Source organism: Jatrophihabitans sp. (genome assembly GCF_036389215.1).
GTDB lineage: Bacteria > Actinomycetota > Actinomycetes > Mycobacteriales > Jatrophihabitantaceae > Jatrophihabitans_A.
Genome location: NZ_DASVQG010000366.1, coordinates 1 through 5,827, shown reverse-complemented (window position 1 = coordinate 5,827; position 5,827 = coordinate 1). Strand labels below are relative to the sequence as shown.

The following is a 5,827-nucleotide window of genomic DNA, read 5'->3' as shown; positions in this document are numbered from 1 at the left end:
CGCGCGGCGAGCCAGCTGCTCGGCATCCAGCCCCTCGCATTTCAGCTGCAGCGTCAGGCGCTGACCACGCAGGAACTCGGTCAGCGTCGCGAGCTCATCACCCTGCCGGATCCCACCCTCCCGCGGGTCGGCGTCACGGTCGACAAACATGTCCGCACGGTGTCGCAACGAGGTCATGCCGTCATGCTGGCTGTTCCGGCACGCCACGGCAACTGGATACCCGAAGTGGCATCCGCCCGCTGGTACGAATACTTCGACTGTGCGGTCAGCTCGGCAGCGCGAGATCCAGCCGGAGCCAGCGGGCCAGCTCGGTGATCTCGCGTCGCACCGCCGCCGCCATGGTCTTGCTGAACGGCACATCCTGGTGGATGGCGTCGACCCGCAGGACGCCCGCGTTGCGGTGCGCGGTGGCGTCGAGCTTGCCCACCAGCCGGTCGCCGTACAGGATCGGCAGCGCGTAGTAGCCCCACCGCCGCTTCGCCGCCGGCTTGTACATCTCCAGCTGGTAGTCGAACTCGAACAGCTCCACCATCCGCTTCCGATCGAACACCAGCCGGTCCAGTGGTGACAGCAACGCCGCCCGTCCCCGCAACGGTTGGCCCAGGAATTCCGGGTCGACCCGCCACCGACCTCGGATGCCCTCGATGACCGCCGGCTCGCCGACCTCGCCCACGTCCAGCGGCTCGACCTGAGTCTCCGCGGCCCGCGCGCGCACGATGCCCAGCGAGCGCAGCCGCCGCTCGCTGCGGATCCGCAGCGCCTCGGCCAGCGGGACCGCCGCGTTGTCGGGATAGACGCGGCTCGCCAGATCCCACAGCCGGTCGCGCCCCCGCCGCCCGGCCACCGCGACCTCACCCCGCTGCTCCAGGAACTCGATCATCATGCTGACGTTGCGGTGGTTGTTCCAGCCACTCGACGTCCACGGGACCAGGCAGGTGTCGGGCAGCTCGCGCGAGGTCAGCGGGCCCTCGTGGTCGAGCCGGTCGAGAACGTCCTGCCGGAAGTCGTCGTTGACCTTCACCCAGTCGTCCTGCGCCTGGCGCCAGCCCGGTACCTCACCGGAGCCGGGCCACTGGGCCATCTCCGCGCGGTAGAGAGCGATGTCCTCACCCGGCCGGATCATCCCGCGCAGCTCGATGAACGTCCCGTCCCGCAGACCCTCGGTCAGCTCGGCAGGCCGGTAGCCGGACCCCAGCCGGCTCCAGGCCACCAGATCGGCACTCGGCGCCACGGCATCGGTGGCGTCGCTCTGCAGCAGGGTCAGCCGGCGCAGCAGGTCCAGCAGGTCATCCGGCCGGTTGCCGTCCAGGAGTTGCGCGCGCACCGCGATCCGGCGGGCCTCGGTCCGCGACAGCTGATGCACCCTCACGCCTGACACGCTAGGCGATTTCTCTGACGACGTTTCTCTGCCGGCATCAGCCGATGGCCCTCGGCTCGATCCTTGTGTGGCTGTAAAACCTGGGTTACGATCACCGCCCCCAATCAGGATTTTTCATCATCTATACCTCTCAAGGCATTTGTCCCTACCCCCCGTCCGAGGAGAAATCGCGTGAGAATCAAGCCTGCACACAGCGTCCAGCCGAGGCGACTGCGGAGGACCGTGACGGCCATCGCGGCGGCTGTCGGCATCGGCGTCGGCATCATGGCCGTGCCGACGGCGGCATACGCCATCATCCCGCCCGGCGGCTGGTGCTACGACTCCTGGTACGGCGTGCAAAATGTCGGCAGCGTCGCCCAGACGCCCCTGATTCCGACCAGGAGCTTCCAGAACAGCAGTAGCAGCACCACGGTCACCTGGAACGAGAGCTACACGAACTCCGCTACCTACACCTCCACCTACTCGACCACCACGTCATTCTCGGGCGGCATCAACCTCGGGATCATCACCATCGGGGTGAACTCGTCGCAGACGAGGACCACCAGCACGAGCATCACCGTGTCCACAACCTCGTCCTTCAGCGCGCCGGTCCCGCCGCTCACCACCGCGTACGCGACCTACGGGACGTACAAGCTCCAAACCTCCGGGATGTACAACCAGACGAGGTACACCTGCGACGAAAGCCTCAGCAGCCGCTACCCCACGACGACCACGAGCGGGGCGCTGACCGCGTACACCCTGACCAGCGTCGGATGGCACTACTGGGACTCCAACGGCTCGTCCGGAGAACTGTGACCCGCTGATCCAGCCATCTCCTCACCTACCCGGTTCCTTCCGCGGTAGGTGAGGAGACGGCGGATCGGGCTGAGGACATCAGCCGGCTCCGGATGACCGAGCCTCCAGCACGTCGAGGTCCCGCTCGGCGTAGAGCCGGTGCTCCCACTCCTCGTTGAGGACGATCCGCAGGCATCGGCGCACCGGGAAGCTCTCCGACGCGGGGTAACCCGGCTCCGGAACCGGCTGGGTCATGCCGGCCAGCCGCTCGTCGCTGAGATCGGCGATCAGCTGCCGCACGGTGGCCATCCGGTCCGCGCGCAGGGCGAGCACCTCCTCCAGCGATGGCCGCGCGTCCTGGTCGCGCGGAACGCCGGGGCGCTCGGGCATATCGTCATGGGGCAGATCCAGCGGATGCCAGGGGAACGGTTCCCCCAAGATCGCACGCGTCACCCAGGCGTCGGTGGCGAAGACGAGATGGCGCAGCGTCTGGATGAAGGACCACTCCCCCTCGACCGACTCGTGCAGCAGCTCCGCAGGCAGCCGGCGAGCCCGCTCGACGGTCTGCTGCCACAACCGTTCGAGGATGGCCCAAGCTTCGCCGAACCCGCGGGCATCGGTCGCGGCCATCTTGACGCGATCCGGGAAGCGACGGTTGAGCTCGGCGTCCACCAGGGGCACGACATCCACTCCGTTGACCCGCAGATTCCTGATCTCGCCGGCGATCTCCACGTCCACCAGAGCGGCGCCGCGAATCGTGACCCCGGTGAGGTCGACCTCGCGGAACCGGGCGCCGGTGAGGTCGACATCGCGGAAGCGGGCGCCGGTGAGGTCGACGCCGGTGAACCGGGCGCCGGCCAGGTTCTGGTCGATGAAGTCAGTCACCCGGACATCTTCTCAACAACCCCGTCGGGGCGGAACGCGATCGGCTAGCCCGGGCTGCCCGCACGCTCCTCGTCGGTGAGCGCTCGCAGCACGCAGAACTCGTTGCCGTCCGGATCGCCCATCACCACCCAGCTGACATCGGACCCCTGCCCGACATCGACCCGTCGGGCGCCCAACCCTTCCAGCCTGGCCACTTCAGCGGCCTGGTCCCGCGGTCGGACCTCCAGATGAAGGCGGTTCTTGCCGGCCTTGGCCTCGGGGACCCGCAGGAAGAGCAGGTCGGGCGCGACGCCGTCCTCGGCACTTCCGGCCGGCGGCTCGAGCACCACCTCGTCGTCTTCCTGATGCGTGCGGCGCCAGCCCAACGCCGACTGCCAGAAGGTCGCCAGCCGGTCAGGATCGGTGGTGTCGATGCAGAAGCATTGGATGCGAAGGCTCATGTCAGTGATCCTCAGCGCGCCGGCCTGCCCCGTCCATCAATTTTCCCGAAATCGAGAGCAACCTCAAAGTGTGCTGTGTCACCCGCCCCAGTGCGGTCGCGGACCTTCAAGAAGATGGTTCACTGAGATGGATGCCTTCCAAGACCGCTGACCGAGTCGCCGCCACCGCATGAGCCGGCGCTGGTGGTTCGCGCTGCCGCTGGCGGCCGGTGCGGGCGTCGTCTCGCTGTTCGCCACGGGAATCCTGCCTCCGGGCGGTGCCGAGCCCACTGGCCAGAGCCGGCCGGACGCCGCCGCCGGCTCCGTCCAGCAGAGCTCACCCGAGGCCTCACCGTCGGCCCTGGCGACCTCCCCGTCCGCCACCGCCACCGTCACCACGACCCCGTCACGTACCGCGAGCAAGTCGCCCGCCCCGTCGCAGTCCGTGCGAGCCCAGTCCGTCCCATCCATCGCACGCGTCCCGATCAGCAGCGTCAGGATCAAAGCGGCAGTCCGCTCCGCGACCTCACGCGGATACCAGGCCGGCGTGGCCGTCGTCGACACCAGCACCGGCAAGCTGTGGGTCGCCGGCGACTACAACGACACGTTCGCCGCGGAGTCCGTGGTCAAGGTGTTCATCGCCACCCGGCTGCTGGCCACCAGGCAGCTGACCGGCGACACCGCCGACACCGCCTACCGGATGATCACGCAGTCCGACGACGGGGCCGCGGACGCCCTGTACGGCCTGGCCGGCGGCGACGAGGTGGTGCCCTGGATCGCCAAGCACTACGGCATCCCCGGCCTGGGATCGCCGCCGACGAAGGTGGGCTGGTGGTCCAACAACCACATCACCGCGGTCGGCATGGCAAGGTTCTACGCCAAGGTCAAAGCCGACCCGCTGGTCTGGCCGTGGCTGTCCAAGGCCATGCACCGTGCCACCGAGTACGGCTCCGACGGCACCTACCAGTTCTTCGGCCTCAAGCAGGCGGACCGGAACGCCGCCATCAAGCAGGGCTGGGGCCAGGACGACGACGACTGGGCCCAGGCGTCGGACTTCAACTCCACCGGCTACGTGAACTCAGACCGCTACGCCGTGGTGATCCTGGTCAAGGGCCCACCGTGGGAGTACAACTCCGGCACCCCCGCCGCCGTGACCAGGATCGCCAAGACGCTGATGCCCGGCGGAGTGATGCGGCTCTAGCGTTGTCACGGCGACAGTTCTCGGATATAGCCGGTGAGAGTGGACAGCTGCTCGCGACTGACGTCGGAACGGAGCATGATCCGGATTCCGGCATCACCTTTGGCCACGATCGGGAAGAACACCGCCGAGTTGTAGAAGCCGCGCTCATAGAGCTCGGCCGACATCTGAAGTGCCCGGTCGGTGTCACCGACCGTGACCCGCCGGACCGGCAGACCATTACCGGCCAGCGGCGTCGGCAGCAGCTCGTCGAAGTAGTCGATATTGGCCCGCAGTCGCCGCTGCAGCTCGCCCAGCTCGGGAGTCCGGTGGATGGCTGCGCTCGCCATGGTCGCCCCGATCAGGGAGATCCCCATTCCTTGCGACCAGCCCAGCGGCCCGCCATGCCGGGCGAGCACACTGACCATTCCCCTGTCGCCGAGCATGATCACGCCCCCACCGGTCCCGAAGCCCTTGCCAAGGCTGCCGACGATGGCGGTGAGCTCGTTCATCTCCAGCTGGGAGCGGACGAAGCCCTCACCATGCTCGCCCATGATGGACAGTGAATGTGAGTCATCCAGGAACAGGAACATGCCGTAGCGCTCCTGAAGTTCCAGCAGGCCCCGCAACGCCGCCGCGCCACCCATCGAGTACACCCCGTCGCCCACGAAGGCCACACTCGGATACCGGCGGCAGATGTCTTCCACGGCGTCCAGGTCGTTGTGGTCGCAGGTCAGCACGAGACTCTCATCGGCGCAGATCGGCTTGACGTAGTTCATGTTGAAGTGGCAGTTCCGGTCGAACACCATGACCCGCGGGCCGCCGGCAACCAGCTGGCCGGAGGCCAGCAACGGCAGGAGTGCCGCGGTGGCCACGCTGCAGGACAGCGCCGACAGCACATGCGCGCCGAACAGATCGCTCAGATCTTCTTCCATCCGGCCGAGCAGATTGTGCCGGATTCGCGTGGCCGAGATCGAGGGCCCGGTCGTCCCCGCCTCGCGCAAGGCCTGGATCGCACCCTCGATGATGGCGGGATGGAAGTTGAGCCCGAGATAGGAGCACGAGCACATATTGAGGAACTCGTGTCCGGTCTCGCGCACGATGAAGGCGTTGCCAGGCTGCGGATCCGCCCGGATGTCGATCAGGCCGCGATCTGCCGCGCCCTGCCAGACCGGATCGGACGTCCGGATCATC

General features: G+C 67.8%; 6 protein-coding genes. 2 read left to right on the top strand and 4 right to left on the bottom strand.

Features of this window, described 5'->3' with window-relative positions; all coding sequences use genetic code 11:
• Window positions 1–265 precede the first annotated feature (265 nt).
• Window positions 266–1,369, bottom strand: coding sequence for a DNA glycosylase AlkZ-like family protein (locus VF542_RS21200; RefSeq protein WP_408653689.1), 1,104 nt, complete (start codon window positions 1,367–1,369; stop codon window positions 266–268).
• 231 nt (window positions 1,370–1,600) lie between these two features.
• Between VF542_RS21200 and VF542_RS21195 the strand changes: the two genes are divergently transcribed.
• Window positions 1,601–2,173, top strand: a complete 573-nt coding sequence (locus VF542_RS21195) for a hypothetical protein (RefSeq protein WP_408653688.1) — start codon at window positions 1,601–1,603, stop codon at window positions 2,171–2,173.
• A 78-nt stretch (window positions 2,174–2,251) separates the two neighbouring features.
• Here the strand turns inward: VF542_RS21195 and VF542_RS21190 are convergent, their stop codons facing one another.
• Both VF542_RS21190 and VF542_RS21185 read right to left on the bottom strand, forming a co-directional pair.
• On the bottom strand, window positions 2,252–3,037 hold the full coding sequence (locus VF542_RS21190) for a DinB family protein (RefSeq protein WP_408653687.1): 786 nt from the start codon (window positions 3,035–3,037) through the stop codon (window positions 2,252–2,254).
• Between the two features lie 44 nt (window positions 3,038–3,081).
• Window positions 3,082–3,477: a VOC family protein gene (locus VF542_RS21185; RefSeq protein ID WP_408653686.1), complete on the bottom strand. Its 396-nt coding sequence runs from the start codon at window positions 3,475–3,477 to the stop codon at window positions 3,082–3,084.
• A gap of 169 nt (window positions 3,478–3,646) precedes the next feature.
• Here VF542_RS21185 and VF542_RS21180 point away from each other — a divergent pair, with 169 nt between their 5' ends.
• Window positions 3,647–4,657, top strand: a complete 1,011-nt coding sequence (locus VF542_RS21180) for a hypothetical protein (protein ID WP_408653685.1) — start codon at window positions 3,647–3,649, stop codon at window positions 4,655–4,657.
• Window positions 4,658–4,662: 5 nt separating this feature from the next.
• Here the strand turns inward: VF542_RS21180 and VF542_RS21175 are convergent, their stop codons facing one another.
• Complete coding sequence (locus VF542_RS21175; protein WP_408653684.1) at window positions 4,663–5,826, bottom strand: aminotransferase class I/II-fold pyridoxal phosphate-dependent enzyme; 1,164 nt, start codon at window positions 5,824–5,826, stop codon at window positions 4,663–4,665.
• Window position 5,827: the final 1 nt, after the last annotated feature.

Coding starts and splice junctions, on each gene's coding strand:
- VF542_RS21185 (WP_408653686.1), bottom strand. CDS start 3,477: ATGAGCCTTCGCATCCAATGCTTCTGCATCGACACCACCGATCCTGAC.
- VF542_RS21180 (WP_408653685.1), top strand. CDS start 3,647: ATGAGCCGGCGCTGGTGGTTCGCGCTGCCGCTGGCGGCCGGTGCGGGC.
- VF542_RS21175 (WP_408653684.1), bottom strand. CDS start 5,826: ATGATCCGGACGTCCGATCCGGTCTGGCAGGGCGCGGCAGATCGCGGC.